The organism is Oceaniglobus trochenteri (assembly GCF_020529025.1).
GTDB lineage: Bacteria > Pseudomonadota > Alphaproteobacteria > Rhodobacterales > Rhodobacteraceae > Oceaniglobus > Oceaniglobus trochenteri.
Window position 1 is genome coordinate 61,814 of the sequence record NZ_JACNMM010000012.1, and the last position, 18,869, is coordinate 80,682.

Sequence of the window (18,869 nt, forward strand, 5' to 3'; positions counted from 1 at the left end):
TGTAAGCGGCGTTTTTCCCATCCCTCGTGAGGGCAACATGAGCTTTACCCTGGCCATCGTCGGCCGCCCCAATGTCGGCAAATCCACGCTGTTCAACCGTCTGGTGGGCAAGCGCCTGGCGCTGGTCGACGATCAGCCCGGCGTCACCCGCGACCTGCGCGAAGGTGCGGCGCGGCTGGGCGATCTGAAATTCACCGTCATCGATTCCGCCGGTCTGGAAGAGGCCAGCGATGATTCCCTTCAGGGGCGGATGCGCAAGCTGACCGAGCGGGCGGTGGAAATGGCCGATGTCTGCCTGTTCCTGGTGGATGCCCGCGCCGGCATCCTGCCCCAGGACGAGGTGTTTGCCGACATCCTGCGCAAGAAGAACAGCCATGTCATCCTGGCCGCCAACAAGGCCGAAGGGCGGGCCGCCGATGGCGGTGTGATCGAATCCTATGCCCTGGGGCTGGGTGAACCGATCCGCCTGTCGGCAGAACACGGCGAGGGGCTGAACGATCTTTACGAACAGTTGCGCCCCCTGGCCGATGCCTTTGCCGAACGCGCCAAGGCCCAAGCCGACGAGGCGCCCGAGGTGGACGTGGATGTTGACGAAGACGCCGACGCGCCGCGCGTTCCCACCAAGGCGCGCCCGCTTCAGGTGGCCGTCGTGGGGCGGCCCAACGCCGGAAAATCCACGCTGATCAACCAGTTTCTGGGGGAAGAGCGTCTTCTGACCGGCCCCGAAGCCGGCATCACCCGCGATGCGATTTCGGTGAACATGGACTGGAACGGCGTGCCTGTCCGCCTGTTCGACACGGCCGGCATGCGCAAGAAGGCCAAGGTGCAGGAAAAGCTTGAGAAGCTTTCGGTCTCTGACGGGCTGCGGGCGGTGAAATTCGCCGAGGTCGTGGTGGTTCTGCTGGACGTGGCGGTGCCGTTCGAACAGCAGGATCTGCGGATCGCGGATCTGGCCGAACGGGAAGGGCGCGCCGTGGTGGTCGCCGTGAACAAGTGGGATATCGAGGACGACAAGAGCAACAAGATCAAGCTTTTGCGCGAATCCTTCGAAAGACTGCTACCCCAGCTCAAGGGCGCGCCCCTGGTCACGGTCTCGGCCAAGACCGGCAAGGGGCTCGACCGTTTGCAGGACGCCGTGATCAAGGCGCATGAGGTCTGGAATCGCCGGGTGACGACCGCGCATCTGAACCGCTGGCTGACCGGCATGGTCGAGGCACATCCGCCCCCCGCACCGGGCGGTCGTCGGATCAAGCTGCGTTACATGACCCAGGCCAAGACGCGGCCGCCGGGGTTTGTGGTGATGTGTTCTTACCCCGACAAGATGCCCGCCAGCTACGAACGCTATCTGGTGAACGGGCTGCGGTTGGATTTCGACATGCCCGGCACGCCGATCCGGCTGTGGTTTCGCGGGCAGGGCGACGACAACCCCTATAAGAACCGCACGAAATCAACGCCGTCCCGGCTGCGCAAGCATCTGGGCAAGGGGCGCGCCGACGAGTGATCTTTCCGAAAGTGACGGAACGTGGCGGGCAGGAGTGATCTTCCTGCCCGTTTTCGGTTACTTCTGCCGCAGCCGCAGGAAGGTCAGCGCGACAACGACAATGGCCAGCCCCAGCGCCGCCAGCGCAAGGCCCAGGGCGCCGTCGCGGTTCTGCACGGCCACGCCAACAAGGGCCCAGGCCACGCCAATGCCGAAGGTCGCCACCGCGCGGGTATAGATCATCGCAAGCGACACGATCAGCGCCAGCAAGACGCCGGCCCAGGCCGCCACCAGCGGCCCCGTCCAGCCCCAACCGGCCAGCAGAAGGCCGACGGACACACAGCTGGCCGCCGTCAGCCACCCGGCATAAAGCCCGATGGGCGCAGCCGCCCACCAGTGATCGCCCCGCGGCGCGGTGACAAGGGCCACCAGCGCAGTGATCAGCATGACCCAGATCATCACCGTGGCGCCGATCGGGCTGACCAGCGCCATGGGCAACCAGAACACCCCGACCGCCAGCGAGACGATCAGCGGCAGACGGTGCGCGTCCCATGCGGCGTCATCCCGGCGTTTCCACATCCCGTAGGCCGCGCTGGCGATCAGCCACAGATAGATCACGCTCCAGATCGAAAAGGCATAGCCGGCGGGCTGCACCGGCGGGTCGTCCTGCGGGATCGGATAAAGCGATGGGTCAAAGCCTCCGAACTCGGGCGTGAGGAACGGAGAAACCGCGAAGGCGACAGCCGCGATCAGCAGCAGAAGGGGTTTTATCTGTGTCATATGGCAGAGATAGGCGGTGGCCCGGCGAAGGCAACAGGATTAATCGAAGGCGCCGCTTTGCGCCAGCATGCCCTGCATATGGGCCGGCATGGCGCGCAGTTCGGCCATGGCACCGGGCGACAGACCCAGCGGGCGGTCCGACAGAAGCGGCGGCGCGGTGTTGGGGTAGGGCACCGGCACACCGGGGGGCGTGGCCGCTGCGCCGGGCAGGGGCGGAAAGGCGCTTGCCGGTCCCACGTAATGGCTGGTTTTTTTCGGCTTGGCGGCGGGCGGGTTCAACGCGCGGTGCTTGGCCCAGATATCGCGCACGAAGGCATCGCGCGCGTCATCGCTGACGCCGAACTCACTTGAAAACCTGGTGCGGTCCGAAGCTGTCAGTCCGACGGTGCCATTGGCCTGCCTGAGGTAGATGCTGGGCCGGATCTTCCGGTTTGTTGCGCCGATCTCGTAGACCGAGATATGGGGCAGGCGGCCATCACGGGGAAAGCTGCCGTGAAATTCGTAACCGGTATCCTGCGTGGCGCCGCAGATCAGAAAGCCATGGGCCCAGTGCCCTGGCCTCTTCGGTTCCCAGAAATTCGGCATCTTTCATCCTCCGGTTAAGTTTCTCACCGGAGGATGACGCAGGGTAAGGTTTCGATCAAGCGCGCTGTTCAGCCCAGGCTGCCGTCGGAAGCGATTCTCGTCTTGCCGCCCAGGTAGGGGTGCAGCGCCTCGGGCAGGGTGACCGAGCCGTCGGCCTCTTGCCCGTTCTCCAGAACCGCGATCAGGCAGCGCCCCACGGCAAGGCCCGATCCGTTCAGGGTGTGCACGAAGGCGGGCTTGCCCTCGGCCGGTTTGAAGCGGGCGTTCATGCGGCGGGCCTGGAAATCGCCGGTGTTCGAGACGGAACTGATCTCGCGGTAGGTGTCCTGACCGGGCAGCCAGACCTCAAGATCATGGGTGCGGCGGGCGCCAAAGCCGGTGTCGCCTTCGCACAGCAGCATGACCCGGTAGGGCAGGTTCAGTCGCTCCAGCACGTTCTGCGCACAGCGCGTCATCCGGTCGTGTTCGGCGCGGCTTTCGTCGGGGTGGGTGATGCTGACCATCTCGACCTTTTCGAACTGGTGCTGGCGCAGCATCCCGGCGGTGTCCTTGCCGGCCGATCCCGCCTCGCTCCGGAAGCACAGAGAATGGGCGGTCAGGCGGATCGGCAGGTCGGCGCCCTCGATCACGGTTTCGCGCACCGAGTTGGTCAGCGTCACCTCGGAGGTGGGGATCAGCCACCATCCGTTGGTGGTCTGATAGCTGTCTTCGGCGAACTTGGGCAGCTGGTTGGTGCCATACATCGCCTCTTCGCGCACCAGCACGGGGGCGTTGGTTTCCTCAAGCCCGTGTTCGTTGACGTGCATGTCGATCATGAACTGCGCCAGCGCCCGGTGAACCCGCGCCATGGCCCCGCGCAGCACGACAAAGCGGCTGCCCGAAAGCTTGCCCGCCGTTGCAAAATCCAGCCCGCGGGCGGCGGGCAGGTCGTAATGTTCGACCGGCGTGAAATCGAAGCTGCGGGGCGTGCCCCAGCGCGCGATCTCGGTATTGTCGGTGTCGTCGCGGCCCGGCGGCACGTCGTCGTCCATCACGTTGGGCAGGGTCAGAAGCAGGTCGGTCAGTTGCTGGTCCAGCGCCTTGGCCTGGGTCTCCATCTCGGCGACCTCGGCCTTCTTGGCGGCGACGGTGGCGCGCAGCTCCTCGAACAGGGCTTCGTCACCGGCGGCCTTGGCGGCGCCCACCTGCTTGCTGGCGGCATTCTGGTCGGCCTTGGCGGTTTCGGCGGCGTGAATCGCCGCGCGACGGGCGTTGTCGATATCCAGAACCCGCGCCGAGACCTCCGACAGGCCACGGCGCTGCATGGCGGCGTCGAAGGCGGCGGGATCGTCGCGAAGAGAGCGGATGTCGTGCATGGGTCTGGTCCTCGATCGGTGGTCGGTGCTTCTCTACACAACATCGCGAGCATTGAAAATCGCCGAGTGACGTGACACTTGCTGCGGTGCAGCCTTGCTTGCCAACCCGGGCACCCGCAGATAGGGTGCGCGCGATCCGAAAAGCGGCCATGAGCGCCGAACGTTAGACCGAGGAAACCGATATGTTTGTCACGCCTGCCTATGCGCAAGCGGCCGGGGGCGCAGCAAGCGCCTTTACCAGCTTCGTCCCCCTGATCCTGATCTTCGCGATCATGTATTTCCTGCTGATCCGTCCCCAGCAGAAGAAGGTGAAACAGCACCAGAAGATGGTCGAGGCGCTGCGCCGCGGTGATCAGGTGGTCACGGCCGGCGGGTTGATCGGCAAGGTCAGCAAGGTCAAGGACGACGGCGAGATCGAGGTCGAGCTGAGCGAGGGCGTGAAGGTGCGCGTCGTGCGTGCAACCATCAGCCAGGTTCTGAACAAGACCGAACCGGCCGCCTCGTAATTTTCCGATTCTAGGGGCCGCACCATGCTGGACATCCCACTCTGGAAGCGGATCGTCATCTGGGGGCTGATCGCCCTCGGACTGGCCTTCGCTTTGCCGAATGCGTTCTATTCGCGGGTCGAGGGGCACAACGACGCCCTCGCCGAAATCGAAACCCTGGGTGCAACCCCAGAACGGACGGCGGCGGCGGCGGGATGGCCCGACTGGATGCCCAATTCGCTGGTCAACCTCGGGCTTGACCTGCGGGGCGGTGCGCATCTGCTGGCCGAAGTGCAGGTCACCGAGGTTTACGCAGACCGGGTGGATGGTATGTGGCCCGAGGTGCGCGACGCCCTGCGCGAGGCGCGCGACGAGGTCGGCACGATCCGCCGGATCGAAGGTGAGCCAGGCACGCTGGCCTTCCGCATTTCCAAGCCCGAGGCGATGGCCAGGGCGCTTGAGATCGTGCGCGGGCTGGCCCGCCCTGTCGTCACCCTCACGGGTGTCGGCGCCAGCGACATCGCGGTTGCGGGCGATGGCGACACCATCACCCTCAGCCTGACCCCCGAGGAACAGGCCGCGACCGATGACCGCACCATGCAGCAATCGGTCGAGATCATCCGCCGCCGCGTCGACGAGGTGGGCACACGCGAGCCCACGATCCAGCGTCAGGGGGCCGACCGCATCCTGATCCAGGTGCCCGGCATCGGCAGCGCGAGCGAGCTGAAGGAACTGATCGGCACCACTGCCCAGCTGACCTTCCATCCCGTGGTCGGGCGTACGACCGATTCCACCCAATCGCCCGGCCCACGCCAGCTTGTCCTGCCGTCCGTCGACGAAGAGGGTGTCTTCTACATCGTCGAACAGACCCCCGTCGTCACCGGCGAGGAACTGGTCGATGCACAGCCCGCCTTCGACCAGAACGGCCGCCCGGCAGTGAACTTCCGCTTCAACCCCAGTGGCGCGCGCAAGTTCGGCGATTACACCGCCGAGAACATCGGTTCGCCCTTCGCCATCGTCCTCGACAACGAGGTGATCAGCGCCCCGGTGATCCAGAGCCACATTCCCGGCGGCAGCGGCATCATCACCGGCCAGTTCAGCGTCGAGGAATCCACCAACCTTGCGGTTCTGCTGCGCGCCGGTGCGCTTCCGGCCGGCATGACCTTTCTTGAAGAACGCACCATCGGCCCGGAACTGGGGCAAGACAGCATCGACGCCGGGCGCATCGCCTGTATCGTCGCCTTTGGCGCGGTGCTGGTCTTCATGGTGCTCAGCTATGGTCTGTTCGGGGTCTTCGCCAATATCGCGCTGATCCTGAACGTCGGGCTTCTGTTCGGCCTGCTCAGCATGATCGGCGCAACGCTGACCCTGCCGGGCATCGCCGGTATCGTGTTGACCATCGGCATGGCGGTGGACGCCAACGTGCTGATCTTCGAGCGTATCCGGGAAGAGCTGAAGACGGCGCGGGGGCCCGCGCGGGCCATCGAACTGGGTTATGAAAGGGCGCTGAGCGCGATCGTGGACGCCAATATCACCACCTTCATCGTCTCGGTCATCCTGTTTACCTTGGGGTCGGGGCCGGTGCGCGGTTTCTCCATCACCCTCGGCCTTGGCATCCTGACCTCGGTCTTCACGGCGATCTTCGTTACGCGGCTGATCATCGTCACCTGGTTCGAGCGCCGCCGCCCCAAAACGATCGAGGTCTGAGATGCGCCTGAAACTTGTACCGGAAACCACCAACATCGACTTTTTCGGCTATGCCAAGGCCACCTTCGGGGCATCGGTCATCGCCGTGATCCTGTCGCTGGTGGCCTGGCTGATGCTGGGGCTGAACTTCGGCATCGATTTCAGGGGCGGCACCACGATCCGCACCGAAAGCGTGCAGGCCGTCGACATCGGCGCCTACCGCGAAGCCATCGACCCCCTGGGGCTGGGTGATGTCACCATCACCGAGGTCTTCGATCCGACCTTCGGGCCTGAAAAGAACGTGGCGATGATTCGCATCCAGGCCCAGGACGACCAGGAAAGCGTGGCGGCCGATACCATCGCGAAGGTCGAGGAAACGCTGCAGCAGGTCGACCCGTCGATCACCTTCCCCTCGGTCGAAAGCGTCGGGCCCAAGGTCTCGGGCGAATTGATCCAGACCGCGCTGATCGCCGTGGGGGCATCGCTGGCGGCGATCCTGTTCTACATCTGGCTGCGGTTCGAATGGCAGTTCTCGGTCGGGGCGGTCGCGGCCCTGTTCCATGACGTGATCCTGACGATCGGCGTCTTCTCGGTGCTGCAGATCCGGTTCGACCTGGCCACCATCGCGGCGCTGCTGACGATCATCGGCTATTCGATCAACGACACGGTGGTGATCTTCGACCGTCTGCGCGAGAACCTGATCAAGTACCGCAAACGCGATCTGCGCGAAGTGATGAACCTCTCGGTCAACGAAACCCTGTCGCGCACGCTGATGACATCGGGCACCACGCTGCTGGCGCTGATCGCGCTGCTGGTGCTGGGGGGCGACGTGATCCGGGGGTTCGTCTTTGCCATCACCTGGGGCGTGATCGTCGGCACCTATTCCTCGGTCTACGTGGCCAAGAACGTGGTGCTGTACCTGGGCGTGAACCGCGAGGACAAGCCGACCGACAAGGGCAACCAGTTCGCCAACATCGACGCCTGAGCCCGATTGCAACGCGGGGGCTTGAGTATTTTTCGCAAGAAAGAGCAGGCGCGGCGACATGACGGAAAGGAAGCACGATGCGGCTGAACGAGATTTCCTATAACGATTCCCGGCCCATCGATGGATATGGGCCGGGGTTCTTCCGCATCGGCGGCAAGGTGGTGCAGGGCGACGTCTGTGTCCTGCCCGGCGGCGTCCTGCCCTGGGGGGGCTACGTGGACCACGCGACGCTGATCCAGGCGCGCGACGATCTTGACGTGGTCTTCGTGGGCACAGGGGCCGAGGTGGCCCATGTGCCGGGCGATTTTCGCGCCGCGCTGGAAGAGGCCGGGCTGGGGGTCGAGGCGATGGCCACACCGGCGGCCTGCCGGACCTACAACATCCTTCTGAGCGAGGGGCGCCGGGTGGGCGTGGCCCTTCTTGCCGTCTGAGCCGCTGCTGTCGCTTGTCGATGTGGCATGCGCCCGGGGCGGCGTGCCGGTGCTTTCGGGGGTAAGTTTCGATATTGCGCCCGGCGAGGCGGTCGTTCTGCGCGGGCCCAACGGATCGGGCAAGACGACGCTGTTGCGCACCATTGCCGGGTTGCAACCGACCCTGGCCGGAGAGCTTCGGGGCGCCACTGACGACATCGCCTATGCCGGACATGCCGATGGAATCAAGGCGGCGCTGAGCGTCGAGGAGAACCTGCGCTTCTGGGCCGAGATGTTCGGCACCCGCGACATTGCCGCGGCATTGCGCGCCTTCGATCTGGAGGGGCTGCGCGGGCGGGCGGCCCAACACCTTTCGGCGGGGCAGAAGCGGCGGCTGGGCCTGGCGCGGCTGCTGGTCACGGGGCGGGCGATCTGGGCGCTGGACGAACCCACCGTATCGCTGGACACCGGCAGCGTGGGTCTGTTTGCAGCGGTGCTGCGCGACCACCTGGAATCAGGGGGCGCGGCGGTGATCGCCACCCATATCGACCTGGGCTTCAGCGCGCGGGCGGTGGATGTGTCGGGGTTTCGCGCCCGCGCCATGGCCCGCAGCGGTTTTGACGAGGCTTTCCTGTGATCCGGCTGGTGCTGCGCGATCTTGCGCTGGCGGTACGGGCCGGGGGCGGGTTTGGCCTGGGGCTGGCCTTCTTCCTGATCGTCGTCGTGCTGGTGCCCTTTGCCGTGGGGCCGGAAACCGCGCGGCTGACCGCGATCGCCCCCGGTATCCTTTGGCTTGGCGCGCTTCTGGCCTGCCTGCTGTCGCTGGACCGCATCTTTGCGCTGGATTACGAGGACGGCACGCTGGATCTGCTGGCCTGCGCGCCGATCCCGCTTGAGGGGGTCGCCGTGGCCAAGGCGCTGGCCCATTGGCTGACCACCGGTCTGCCGCTTACCCTGGCCGCGCCGGTTCTGGGAATTTTCCTGAACCTGCCGGCGGGCGGTTTCGGCTGGCTGGTGGTGTCGCTGGCCCTGGGCACCCCCGCGCTGAGCGTGATCGGCGCTTTCGGTGCCGCCTTGACGGTGGGCTTGCGGCGGGGAGGGTTGCTGTTGTCGTTGCTGGTCTTGCCGCTCTACGTGCCGACGCTGATTTTCGGGGCCGAGGTGGCCCGCCGGGGGGCCGAGGGGTTGGCGGTGCAAGGCCCGCTGCTGTTGCTGGCGGGGGTGACGGCGGGCGCGCTGGCCCTGCTGCCCTTTGCCGCAGCGGCGGCGCTGCGCATCAACTTGCGGTGAGAATTCAGTTCAAGATTGCGGCGCAAGATGTTGAAATTCATATTTCATATGAATTCCAAGGCCTCCGGCGGGAGTACTTTTGGCAAGAAAGAGCAGGCTTGAGCGCCCCCCGGGCAGAAGGTAGAGCAAGGCATGTCTTTGTGGGAATATGCAAATCCGGCCCGTTTCATGGGGCTTAGCGCGAAGGTTCTGCCGGTGGTGGCGGGGCTGAGCCTGCTTTGCCTTGGGGTTGGCCTGGTCTGGGGGTTCTTCTTCACGCCCGACGATTACCGGCAGGGGGCGACGGTGAAGATCATCTATCTTCACGTCCCCAGCGCGATGATGGCCATCAACGCCTGGGTGATGATGCTGGTTGCTTCGCTGATCTGGCTGATCCGGCGGCACCATGTCAGTGCGCTGGCCGCGCGGGCCGCGGCGCCCGTGGGCATGGTGATGACGTTGATCGCGCTGGCCACCGGGGCGATCTGGGGGCAGCCCATGTGGGGCACCTGGTGGGCCTGGGACCCGCGGCTGACGTCGTTCCTGATCCTGTTCCTGTTCTACCTCGGCTATGTCGCCCTGTGGGAGGCGATCGAGGACCCCGACACCGCCGCCGACCTGACGGCGGTGCTGTGCCTGGTCGGATCGGTTTTCGCGGTGCTGTCGCGCTATGCGGTGAATTTCTGGAACCAGGGGCTGCACCAGGGCGCGTCGCTGTCGCTGGACAAGGAAGAGAACGTGTCGGACGTGTTCTGGTTGCCGCTGGTGGTCTGCATCGCGGGCTTCGTCCTGCTGTTCCTGGCGCTGGTCCTGGTGCGCACCCGGACCGAGATCAGGGCGCGGCGGCTTCATGCGCTGCGCCTGCGGGCAAGGATGGGATGATGCCGGATCTGGGGAAATATGCGGCCGAGGTTTACGCGGCCTATGGTGCCACCTTCGTGCTGCTTGCGGTGCTGGTGGCGCTGACATGGGCGCGTGCGGCGCGGATCAGGCGCCAGTTGCAACAGGCTGAAGAGGAGAGGCGACATGGCTAGGGTATCGCCACTGATGATCGCCCCGCCGCTGATTTTCGCGGGCCTCGCGCTGGTCTTTGTCTTCGGTATGATGCGCAGCGATCCCGACAGCCTGCCTTCGGCGCGTGAGGGGCAGGTGGCACCGCCCCTACAGGTGGACCCCCTGGGCGAGGCCGAGCCGCTGGTGGCCGAGGCCCTGCGTGCGCCGGGCGTGAAGCTGGTGAACTTCTGGGCAAGCTGGTGTGCGCCCTGCCGGATCGAACACCCCAACCTGGACCGTCTGGCCGAAGAAGGCGTGACGATCCATGGTATCAACTACAAGGACGATCCGGCCAAGGCGCTGGCCTTCCTTGAGGAGCTGGGCAACCCCTATGCCACCCTGGGCGCTGATGCCAAGGGGCGGACGGCGCTGGACTGGGGCGTTTACGGTGTGCCCGAAACCTATGTGATCGACGGCGAGGGCAAGATCCTGCTGCGTTTTCCCGGTCCGATCACCGAGAGGGTTCTGAACGAGACGATCCGCCCGGCAATGGAGCGGGCCGGTCAGCCGGGATAGGCGTTCACCGCCAGCAACCCAACGAATAGTGCGGTTTCAAGCAGCGGCAGCGGCAGCTGGATACGCCGCGTTGCCGCACGTATGCGTTCAGTCAACATGTTCATCGCCCCCAAGCGTGTCACACAAGACTTAACGGTTCATGAGCCGATTGCGAGAAAACACACTGTTTCTGGCCATCCTTGGCGGAGCATTGCCGCCCGTTGCCGCCAGATATGAAAACGGCCGCCCCCATGGGCGGCCGTTTTCCTTTTTCTTCAATCACTTGGGCGCTCAGGCCGATTTGGCCAGGTTGCGCAGCACGTAGTGCAGAACGCCGCCGTTCTCGATGTATTCAATCTCGACCGCGGTATCGATTCGGCTTTTCAGCTCGATCTCTTTCACGGTGCCATCGGCGAAGGTGATGGTGCAGGGCACCGTCGACTGCGGCTTGATGTCGCCTTCAAGGCCGGTGATCGACACGGTTTCCTCACCGGTCAGCCCCAGAGACTTGCGGGTGTCGCCGTTGGTGAATTCGAACGGGATGACACCCATGCCCACCAGGTTGGACCGGTGGATGCGTTCGAAGCTTTCGGCGATCACGGCCTTCACGCCCAGCAGGGCCGTGCCCTTGGCCGCCCAGTCACGCGACGAACCGGCGCCATATTGTTCGCCCGCGAAGATCACCAGCGGCGTGCCGGCCTCCTGATAGGCCATGGCGGCGTCGTAGATCGAGGTCTGTTCGCCGTCGGGGCCCTTGGTATAGCCGCCCTCGACGCCATCCAGCATCTCGTTCTTGATGCGGATATTGGCGAAGGTGCCGCGCATCATCACCTCGTGGTTGCCGCGCCGCGAGCCGTAGCTGTTGAATTCGCGCGGGGCGACCTGGCGTTCGGTCAGGTACTGACCGGCCGGTGTCGATTCCTTGAACGAACCGGCGGGCGAGATGTGGTCGGTGGTGATCATGTCACCCAGCACCGCGAGAACCTTGGCATCCTTCACGTCGCTGATGACGCCGGGATCCTTGCTCATGCCCTGGAAGTAGGGCGGGTTCTGCACATAGGTGCTGGTGGGCGGCCAGTCGTAGGTCTGGCTGTCGGTGGTTTCGACGGCCTGCCACTTCTCGTCGCCCTTGAAGACATCGGCGTACTTGCTCTGGAAGGCTTCGCGGGTGACGGTCTGCTCCACCAGGTCGGCGATCTCTTTCTGGTCGGGCCAGATGTCCTTGAGGTAAACATCCTTGCCGTTCTTGTCCTGGCCCAGGGGCTGGGTGGTGATGTCGACGTTCATGTCGCCCACCAGCGCATAGGCCACCACCAGCGGCGGAGAGGCCAGGTAGTTGGCGCGCACGTCGGGGCTGATCCGGCCCTCGAAGTTGCGGTTGCCCGACAGAACGGAAACGCCGATCAGGTCGTAATCGTTGATCGCCTTGCTGATCGCGGGGTCCAGCGGGCCCGAGTTGCCGATGCAGGTCGTGCAGCCATAGCCCACGAGGTTGAAGCCGATGGCGTCAAGATCCTCTTGCAGGTTGGCCGCCTCAAGGTAGGCGGAAACCACCTGGGAGCCGGGCGCAAGCGAGGTTTTCACCCAGGGCTTGCGGGTCAGGCCCAGTTCGCGCGCCTTGCGTGCGACAAGGCCGGCGCCGATCATCACGTAGGGGTTCGAGGTGTTGGTGCAGGAGGTGATAGAGGCAATCACGATCGAACCGTCGTGCAGCTGGTAGTTGCCATCGTCGCTGGCGACATAGCCGCGCTGGTGATGGCCGGTGTCGCCGGGGATGTCGCGCGGCTCGGGCTGACCGCCTTCGGCCTCCCAGCGGACTTCGGCGTTCTCGGTCACGTCCTTGCCGTTACGTTCGCCCTCGATGTACTTGGCGAAGGTGCTGGCGGCCTCGGTCAGGGCGATGTGATCCTGCGGGCGCTTGGGGCCCGAGATCGCCGGAACGATGGTGGACATGTCCAGTTCCAGGGTGTCGGTATAGACCGGCTCGTACCCCGTGTCGCGCCACAGCCCGTTGGCCTTGGCATAGGCTTCGACGAGGGCGATGTTCTGCTTGTCGCGGCCTGTGGTGTTCAGATAGCGCAGGGTTTCATCGTCGATGGGGAAGAAGCCGCAGGTGGCGCCGTATTCGGGGGCCATGTTGCCGATGGTGGCACGGTCGGCCAGGGGCACATTGTCCAGCCCGTCGCCGTAGAATTCGACGAATTTGCCGACAACGCCCTTGGCGCGCAGCAGCTCGACGACCTTCAGAACCAGGTCGGTCGCGGTGGTGCCTTCGGGCATCGCGCCCTTCAGCTTGAAGCCCACGACCTCGGGGATCAGCATGGAAATCGGCTGACCCAGCATCGCGGCCTCGGCCTCGATCCCGCCGACACCCCAGCCCAGAACGGCGGCGCCGTTGACCATGGTGGTGTGGCTGTCGGTGCCCACCAGCGTGTCGGGATAGGCGACGGTCTGGCCGTTCTGGTCCTTGTCGTTCCAGACGGTCTGGGCCAGGTATTCCAGGTTCACCTGGTGGCAGATGCCGGTGCCCGGCGGCACGACGCGGAAGTTGTTGAACGCGCCCTGGCCCCATTTCAGGAACTGGTAACGCTCCATGTTGCGTTCGTATTCGCGATCGACGTTCATCTGGAAGGCGCGCGGATTGCCGAATTCGTCGATCATGACCGAATGGTCGATGACCAGGTCGACGGGGTTCAGCGGATTGATCATCTGCGCGTCGCCCCCAAGGGCCACGATACCGTCGCGCATGGCGGCCAGGTCAACCACGGCGGGAACGCCGGTGAAATCCTGCATCAGCACGCGGGCCGGGCGATAGGCGATTTCGCGGTTCGTCTTGCCGCCGTTCGCGGCCCAGTCGGAAAATGCCTTGATGTCGTCCACGTGGACGGTCTTGCCGTCCTCGAAACGCAGCATGTTTTCCAGCACTACCTTCAGCGCGGCGGGCAGGCGGGAAAAATCGCCAAGGCCGGCCTTTTCGGCGGCCTCGATCGAATAATAGGCGTAGGTCTGGCCATCAACGGTCATATCCCTGCGGGTCTTGGAGGTATCTTGTCCTACCTGGATCGTCATCGGGTGTCTCCCTTGCAATTGGGTGGGGCGTTCCCCCAGCGTTTCGCCCAAACGGGCGGGGCGATCAAGGGGAGTCGCGATTTGTATACGATGGTACACCGTATTGCGCCAGAGGACAAATGATGCAATCTGTCGCCGCCGGTCAGCGGTTGCGCCGGGGCCCGTGATCTCTCAAAACCTTGATTGGTCATTTCAGGCCCCGTTGGATAGGCAGGGGACGTGGCCAAGGAAAGGGCAGAAGATGGCAAGGTGGATTGCAGCGGCGATGGTTGCGTTGTCGGGCTGGGGCACCATGGCGCAGTCGGGTGATCTTCCGGTGGTTGTCGAACTCTTTACCTCACAGGGGTGTTCCTCGTGTCCGCCCGCCGATGAACTACTGCGCCAGCTTGCCGGGCGCGAAGACGTGATCGCCCTGGCCCTGCATGTCGATTACTGGGATTACATCGGCTGGAAAGACAAGTTCGCCAATCCGGCCTATACCAAGCGGCAGAAACACTATGCCCGCGCGGCGGGTGCGCGCACGATCTACACGCCGCAGTTGATCGTCGGCGGCAAGGAGCATGTCGTGGGTTACCGCCCGATGGAGGTGGCCGACCTGATCCAGGCCCATCGCGCCCGCCCCGACCGGGTGACGCTGAGCGCGGTGCGCAACGGCAATCGCGCCATTGTCACGGCGCGTGCCGTGGGGGCCGTGCCGGGGGCAATGGTGGTGCAGATCGCCCGCTATACCGCGAGCGAGACCGTGAACATCGAACAGGGCGAAAACGCCGGAAACACCTTTACCTACGCCAATATCGTGCGCGACTGGTCGACGGTGGGCGAATGGGACGGCAGCGCGCCTCTGGCCCTTGACGTGGCCGTGCCCGAGGGTCCGGCGGCGGTGATCATCCAGGAGGCTGGCTTTGGTCCGGTCGTGGCGGCTGCGCGTCTGAACTGAGCCGCTCTGCCGCGCGGCGGGCCTGATCCTCGGGTTTCCAGCGGCGGTGAATCCAGAACCATTGATCCATGTGCCGGCGCACCATCCTTTCAAGGCTGTCGTTCAGCGCCTGGGTGATGGTTTCGGCATCGCTCAGCGGCACCGGTTCGTCCAGCACGATGTCGAAGGACAGCCCGTCGTCCCGGCGCACCCCGTAGATCGGGATGATGACGGCATCGTATTTCAGCGCCCATTCCGCCGTCGACAGCGCCGTGGGGGCAGGTTTGCCGAAATAGCTCAGCACTGCGCCCTCGGGGGCGTAGACATCGATCAGGATGCCAATGCTGTTGCCCTGTTTCAGATGCCCGACATAGCCGGTCAGCCCCTTGCGGGTGGCTGGAAAGACCGGCGTGGCAATGGTGCTGATGGCACGCACGTAGTGATCGTTGAAGCGCCGGTTCTTCATCTCGCGGTAAAGGGCGCCCAGGGGAAAGCCCTGTTGCGACAGGGCCGCGCGCGGGGCGTCGTAGTTGCCGAAGTGCCCGGTGACCAGGATCGTCGGGCGGCCCTGGGCGCGGGCCTCTTGCAGGGCGGGCAGGCCGGGGCCGGTGAGGGGGGTGTTCCTGACCCTCTCCTTGAACTGCTGGCCCGAGTAGATTTCGATCAGCGTGCGCCCGGCATTGTCGGGCACGGCGCGCACCAGGCGTTCGACCTCCTGCGCGGGCAGATCGGGCAGCACATGGGCCAGGTTGGCGCGCACGCGCTTGTCCCACCCGGCCAGCGGCGCGACCACGCGCGACACGATCCAGCCCATCATCGGCACGCGGGCGCGATAGGGCACGGCCAGGGCAAGGCCAAGCACGGCGCGGATCGCCAGGTTCTGCAGGGCATCGCGCAAGGGGCAGCTCCTCGGGGTGGGTGGCCGCGTCATAGAACGTGGCGCGGCCCTGGGCAAGGCGCGGTCAGGCCGGGCTGCGCGCCAGGCCGGTGCCGATCATCGAATCGCGGGTGACAAGAGCGGCCAGCGCGGTTTCATCAAGGCCCTCGGTCCCGGCGGGGCGGGCCGGGATGACGATGTAACGCATGTCGGCGGTGGAATCGTGGACGCGGATCGTGGTGGTGTCGGGCAGGGTCAGCCCGAATTCGGCGAGCACGCGGCGCGGCTCAACCACCACCCGGCTGCGGTATTCGCGGGACTTGTACCAATCGGGCGACAGGCCCAGCAAGTTGCGCGGATAGCAGCTGCACAGGGTGCAGACGATGACATTGTGCACGTCCTGGGTGTTTTCCACGGCGATCAGGCGCAGCGCGCCGATGTCGAACCCCAGTTCGCGGCTGGCCGCCGAGGCATCGGCAAGAAGGCGCTGGCGAAACGCAGGGTCGCACCAGGCCCGGGCAACGACACGGGCGCCGTCGGCGGGGCTGCGCGCATCCATGGCGTCGATCTGAGCGGCGATCTCGGCGGTCGTTGTCACGCCCTTCTCGATCAGCAGTTCGCGCATGGCGATCTCCATGCACTGCCAATAGGTCAGTGGCATGTCGTTGTCGGCGCGGTAGGGGTGGCCGGAGGGGCTGAGGTGATCGTGGGGCATGTCAGGCGGGCTCCAGCCAGTGGCCGTAGATTTCGGCGTCGAGCGTGTCATCAGGGCGTTCGGCCTTGCCGCCCCAGACCTCGGCCATGGTGAAGCGGACGCGATAGAGCGGCAGCGGATCGCCGGGCAGGCCATAGGCCAGTTGTTCGGGATTGCCGAAGGGGCCGAGGCGGCGTTCGATCACGCCGCATTTGCCACGCAAGTAGTGGGGCGTGCGGATATGGCCCGGCGGCTGAAAGCTGCGCACGCGCACCGGCGCGCCAGGCGCGGCGTCAAGCACCTGCAAGGGAGGCCTGGCCATAGGTGGGGCCGCGGCGCGCCACCTGCTCCATCCTCTGCCCCAGTTCGGACAGGGTATAGACGCCGGATTCGACCAGGTTCTGATTCACGGCTGCGATCCAGCGATCATAGTAGGACATGGTTTCAAAGGCTTCTGGGCCCATATCCTCGATCGCGCGGCGCAGCCCGTCGACCGTGAAATGGCCCTTCGTCGTCATCAGCACCATCAGGGCATCGACGCGCTTTTCCCAGAGGGCGAAATCGTGTTCGGCCGGGCGGCCATCGCGCAGCGGCAGGGCATCCGCGGGATCGCCCCCCATGTCGTGCCAGCGCTTGTTCATCATCGACTCCATGCCCCGTATTCTGGGCAGCGCTGCGCCCGTTGTCCAGAGGGATGCGCGGGCTGCGGTGTGGGATGAGTATTTGGAGCAAGAAAGAGGCTCAGTCGTCGTCATCCTCGCTGACCAGCTGGATTTCCCCGCTGTCCAGAAGGGTGCGGATTGCCGTGATCACCTCGGTGCGGGCGGCTTCGGCGATGCGCAGCTTGACCGGGTCGGCCTCGGCGGCTTCGTCGCGCAGGGTGGCGGCCAGGCGTTTGGACATGTTGTTGAGCAGGAATTCGGTCGCGTCGCTGTTGGTGCCGTCGACGCTGGCGACAATGGCGATCAGGCTGTCCTGCGCGACATTGCGCAGCACGGCGGGCACGTCGAGCGGTTTGATGCGCGCGGGGATGTCGGGGAAGGTGAAGATGGCGCGGCGCACCTCGTCGGCGAAGGCGGCGTCGTCTTCGGTGAGGCCCGCCAGCACATCGTCGCGCGTGGCGCTGGCCGAGACGTTCAGGATAGCCCCCACGCGCGCCACGGCCCCCGTGGCAAAGGCGCGGGGCGGTTCGGCCTTCAGTTCGGCCGCGAGTGACAGACCGATGCGGCGCACGGTTTCGGGCGCGACATCGGCGGTTTCGGACATGGCGAAGGTCAGGCGGCGGGCCTTGTCGCCGGGCAGCTTGCCCAGGATGTCGGCCGCCTTGGCGACCTTCAGCTTGGAGAGCAGGACCGCCCCAACCTCGGGCGACTGGCGTTCCAGCAGGGGCAGCAGCAGTTCGGTGTCGAACCCCGCAAGGCTTTCCCAGGGGTCGTTGAACCAGACCATGCCGGCCTGCTTGCGCAGCCGCGCCGCCATGTCGGGGCTGATCACGCCTTCGAGGATGGAAAGCGCGCCTTCCAGCCCGCCGGGAAAGGCCAGGCCGATGCTGTCGAGTTCGTTTGCGAATTCCTCGATCACCGATTTCAGGGTGGCGCGGTCGACATAGCGCATCTGGCTCATCTGCGTGGTCAGTTCCGCCTGAAGCGGTTCGGGCAGGTCGGCGAGCGGCAGCGCGGCGCCTTCGGCCAGCAGCAGGCGCACCACGATGGCGGCCTTCTGGCGCCGGTTCAGGGTGGGGCCGGTGCGGATTCCGGTCAGCCGCCCGCCGGGAACGGGGGCGCGCGCCGCGGGCGCGGGAGAGGCGGGCAGGGTCAGGTCGGTTGTCACGGGGCAGGGGCCTTTGCACAGTCGGGCTTTGCGCCCAGCAGTGACATATGCCGGTTAACAGACCGTTGTGGGCCCCGTGACCTTTGCGTCAGTAGGTGGCGGTGCGCCCGGTTTCGATGGCCATGCGCAGCGACACCTCGGGCCAGCCGCCCATTCCGCCACGGGTGCGGATTTCATCCAGTTGCAGGCGCGCCAGGTCGACATGTCCGGCAATCACATGGGCCTGGCCCATGTAGGACCGCGCCAGCAGGTTGTCGGGGTTCTGCGCCAGTGCCCGCGCATAAAACGCCATGCCTTTCGCCATGTCGCCCCGGGCGCGGTGGGCAAACCCTAGATAGGTGAGCACGCCGTCGCTGTCCTGATCGCCCATCGCCGATAGCACGCCAATGGCATCGTCATAGCGGCCTGCATAGGCCAGTTCGCGCGCGCCCTGATAGAGCGTATCGTCATCGAGGCGGCTGTCCTTGGCATCGACACAGCTTTCGGTCTTTTCGTCATAGACCTGCGTGCCGGTGCATTCGGTGGTGGTTTTCGTGGTTGCGGGCGGGGTGGAATCCGACGATCCGGCCGCGAAGGCGACCGTGGGCAGGCAAAGCGCGGCGGCAAGCAGAAGTCGTGGCATCGGGTGGCCTTTCGGGAAACCGGGGGAACAGGGGCCGGCGGCGGGCGTTGCGCGCCGCCGGTCGTGGTCAGCTGGTGGTCTGGGTCACGCAGGTGCCGGTGGCGGCGTCAAGAACCATGCCCTGGGCACAGGACATCGACGCCTGATCGCCGTGATCGGAACAGCCCATGGCAAGCCCGAGTGTCGGGGCCGCGACCAAGGCGCAGGTGGCGAGGATCAGTCTCAACTTCATCGTGCACGCTCCTGTTCTGGTGTCAGAGCCTGAAGGGTAGCACGGG

The 18,869-nt window shown here is 65.4% G+C and carries 22 protein-coding genes; 11 read left to right on the forward strand and 11 right to left on the reverse strand.

The window, feature by feature from the left end:
* Positions 1-37: 37 nt before the first annotated feature.
* Positions 38-1,501: a ribosome biogenesis GTPase Der gene (gene der, locus H7828_RS18535; protein ID WP_226782555.1), complete on the forward strand. Its 1,464-nt coding sequence runs from the start codon at positions 38-40 to the stop codon at positions 1,499-1,501.
* Positions 1,502-1,558: 57 nt separating this feature from the next.
* Here der and H7828_RS18540 read toward each other — a convergent pair whose 3' ends face one another.
* From H7828_RS18540 to serS, 3 genes are all read right to left on the reverse strand, one after another.
* Positions 1,559-2,260: a tryptophan-rich sensory protein gene (locus tag H7828_RS18540; RefSeq protein ID WP_226782556.1), complete on the reverse strand. Its 702-nt coding sequence runs from the start codon at positions 2,258-2,260 to the stop codon at positions 1,559-1,561.
* A gap of 39 nt (positions 2,261-2,299) precedes the next feature.
* Positions 2,300-2,845 (reverse strand): hypothetical protein, encoded by a 546-nt coding sequence (locus H7828_RS18545; RefSeq protein WP_226782557.1) that lies wholly within the window; start codon positions 2,843-2,845, stop codon positions 2,300-2,302.
* Positions 2,846-2,913: 68 nt separating this feature from the next.
* Positions 2,914-4,200 carry a serine--tRNA ligase gene (serS, locus tag H7828_RS18550; RefSeq protein ID WP_226782558.1) on the reverse strand — a complete coding sequence of 429 codons (1,287 nt, stop codon included), beginning with the start codon at positions 4,198-4,200 and terminating at the stop codon, positions 2,914-2,916.
* A 182-nt stretch (positions 4,201-4,382) separates the two neighbouring features.
* Here serS and yajC point away from each other — a divergent pair, with 182 nt between their 5' ends.
* From yajC to H7828_RS18595, 9 genes are all read left to right on the forward strand, one after another.
* Positions 4,383-4,706 carry a preprotein translocase subunit YajC gene (gene yajC, locus H7828_RS18555; protein WP_226782559.1) on the forward strand — a complete coding sequence of 108 codons (324 nt, stop codon included), beginning with the start codon at positions 4,383-4,385 and terminating at the stop codon, positions 4,704-4,706.
* Positions 4,707-4,730: 24 nt separating this feature from the next.
* Positions 4,731-6,392 carry a protein translocase subunit SecD gene (gene secD, locus H7828_RS18560; RefSeq protein ID WP_226782560.1) on the forward strand — a complete coding sequence of 554 codons (1,662 nt, stop codon included), beginning with the start codon at positions 4,731-4,733 and terminating at the stop codon, positions 6,390-6,392.
* A gap of 1 nt (position 6,393) precedes the next feature.
* Positions 6,394-7,356 (forward strand): protein translocase subunit SecF, encoded by a 963-nt coding sequence (gene secF, locus H7828_RS18565; protein ID WP_226782561.1) that lies wholly within the window; start codon positions 6,394-6,396, stop codon positions 7,354-7,356.
* A gap of 77 nt (positions 7,357-7,433) precedes the next feature.
* Positions 7,434-7,787 carry an Mth938-like domain-containing protein gene (locus H7828_RS18570; RefSeq protein WP_226782562.1) on the forward strand — a complete coding sequence of 118 codons (354 nt, stop codon included), beginning with the start codon at positions 7,434-7,436 and terminating at the stop codon, positions 7,785-7,787.
* Between the two features lie 7 nt (positions 7,788-7,794).
* Entirely contained in the window at positions 7,795-8,403 is a 609-nt protein-coding gene (ccmA, locus tag H7828_RS18575) for a heme ABC exporter ATP-binding protein CcmA (protein ID WP_226782633.1), read from the forward strand.
* A complete protein-coding gene (gene ccmB / locus H7828_RS18580; protein ID WP_226782563.1) occupies positions 8,400-9,056 on the forward strand; it encodes a heme exporter protein CcmB in 657 nt (218 codons plus the stop codon). The genes ccmA and ccmB overlap by 4 nt, the downstream gene beginning before the upstream one ends.
* Before the next feature lie 132 nt (positions 9,057-9,188).
* Positions 9,189-9,917 carry a heme ABC transporter permease gene (locus tag H7828_RS18585; protein WP_226782564.1) on the forward strand — a complete coding sequence of 243 codons (729 nt, stop codon included), beginning with the start codon at positions 9,189-9,191 and terminating at the stop codon, positions 9,915-9,917.
* The gene (gene ccmD, locus H7828_RS18590; protein ID WP_425354958.1) at positions 9,917-10,069 is read left to right on the forward strand and encodes a heme exporter protein CcmD; all 153 of its coding nucleotides are present in this window, start codon (positions 9,917-9,919) and stop codon (positions 10,067-10,069) included. Before H7828_RS18585 ends, ccmD begins: the two co-directional genes overlap by 1 nt.
* Positions 10,062-10,604 (forward strand): DsbE family thiol:disulfide interchange protein, encoded by a 543-nt coding sequence (locus tag H7828_RS18595; protein WP_226782566.1) that lies wholly within the window; start codon positions 10,062-10,064, stop codon positions 10,602-10,604. Before ccmD ends, H7828_RS18595 begins: the two co-directional genes overlap by 8 nt.
* A gap of 270 nt (positions 10,605-10,874) precedes the next feature.
* Here H7828_RS18595 and acnA read toward each other — a convergent pair whose 3' ends face one another.
* Positions 10,875-13,652 (reverse strand): aconitate hydratase AcnA, encoded by a 2,778-nt coding sequence (acnA, locus tag H7828_RS18600; protein ID WP_226782567.1) that lies wholly within the window; start codon positions 13,650-13,652, stop codon positions 10,875-10,877.
* A gap of 241 nt (positions 13,653-13,893) precedes the next feature.
* Between acnA and H7828_RS18605 the strand changes: the two genes are divergently transcribed.
* Positions 13,894-14,589 (forward strand): DUF1223 domain-containing protein, encoded by a 696-nt coding sequence (locus H7828_RS18605; protein WP_226782568.1) that lies wholly within the window; start codon positions 13,894-13,896, stop codon positions 14,587-14,589.
* On the opposite strand, the gene H7828_RS18610 is transcribed toward H7828_RS18605, so the two are convergent.
* The 7 genes from H7828_RS18610 to H7828_RS18640 all read right to left on the reverse strand — a co-directional run bounded on the left by H7828_RS18610 (position 14,537) and on the right by H7828_RS18640 (position 18,823).
* Entirely contained in the window at positions 14,537-15,499 is a 963-nt protein-coding gene (locus H7828_RS18610) for a lysophospholipid acyltransferase family protein (protein ID WP_226782569.1), read from the reverse strand. The genes H7828_RS18605 and H7828_RS18610 overlap by 53 nt on opposite strands.
* 31 nt (positions 15,500-15,530) lie before the next feature.
* Positions 15,531-16,160, reverse strand: coding sequence for a nitrile hydratase subunit alpha (nthA, locus tag H7828_RS18615; RefSeq protein WP_226782570.1), 630 nt, complete (start codon positions 16,158-16,160; stop codon positions 15,531-15,533).
* Position 16,161: 1 nt separating this feature from the next.
* Positions 16,162-16,461, reverse strand: coding sequence for an SH3-like domain-containing protein (locus H7828_RS22870; protein ID WP_226782571.1), 300 nt, complete (start codon positions 16,459-16,461; stop codon positions 16,162-16,164).
* On the reverse strand, positions 16,433-16,759 hold the full coding sequence (locus tag H7828_RS22875) for an SH3-like domain-containing protein (RefSeq protein WP_226782634.1): 327 nt from the start codon (positions 16,757-16,759) through the stop codon (positions 16,433-16,435). The genes H7828_RS22870 and H7828_RS22875 overlap by 29 nt, the downstream gene beginning before the upstream one ends.
* A gap of 121 nt (positions 16,760-16,880) precedes the next feature.
* Positions 16,881-17,969, reverse strand: a complete 1,089-nt coding sequence (locus H7828_RS18630; protein ID WP_226782572.1) for a flagellar motor switch protein FliG — start codon at positions 17,967-17,969, stop codon at positions 16,881-16,883.
* Positions 17,970-18,057: 88 nt separating this feature from the next.
* Complete coding sequence (locus H7828_RS18635) at positions 18,058-18,591, reverse strand: tetratricopeptide repeat protein (protein WP_226782573.1); 534 nt, start codon at positions 18,589-18,591, stop codon at positions 18,058-18,060.
* A 67-nt stretch (positions 18,592-18,658) separates the two neighbouring features.
* On the reverse strand, positions 18,659-18,823 hold the full coding sequence (locus H7828_RS18640) for an adenylosuccinate lyase (protein WP_226782574.1): 165 nt from the start codon (positions 18,821-18,823) through the stop codon (positions 18,659-18,661).
* Positions 18,824-18,869 lie beyond the last annotated feature (46 nt).